Origin of the sequence: Aequorivita vitellina, from assembly GCF_022008365.1 — a bacterium.
GTDB lineage: Bacteria > Bacteroidota > Bacteroidia > Flavobacteriales > Flavobacteriaceae > Aequorivita > Aequorivita vitellina.
In genome coordinates, this window is the sequence record NZ_JAIRBA010000150.1 from 1 (window position 1) to 449 (window position 449).

Consider the following 449-nt stretch of genomic DNA (forward strand, 5'->3'; position numbering starts at 1 on the left):
CAAGCATTGTTCAAACAATGGGCGACCCAAGTGGAAGCGGTTTCCCAGTAGGTGTAAATGTTATAGAGTTTACAGCAACTGATGTAAATGGAAACGCAAGCACTTGTAGTTTCACCATAACTGTAACCGACAATGAAGCTCCGGTAGCTGTTTGTCAGAATATCACCATCCAACTTGATGCAACTGGTAACGCAACAATTACTGCCGCAGATGTTGACGGTGGAAGCACAGACCAGTGTGGTGTAGCTTCAACTAGTATTGATATTGACACTTTTGACTGTTCAGATGTTGGTGACAATAACGTGATTTTAACTGTAACCGATGTAAACGGAAACACTTCAACCTGTACGGCTGTAGTAACTGTTGAAGATGTTACGGCGCCAGTAGTGGCTTGCCAAGACATCACAGTAGTACTTGATGCAACGGGTACGGTAACAATCGCAGGAATA

1 protein-coding gene is annotated in these 449 nt (G+C 43.7%); it reads left to right on the top strand.

What is annotated here, in order from left to right:
- The coding region (locus K8089_RS16355) for an HYR domain-containing protein (protein ID WP_237604347.1) at positions 1–449 on the top strand (449 nt) is incomplete at both ends.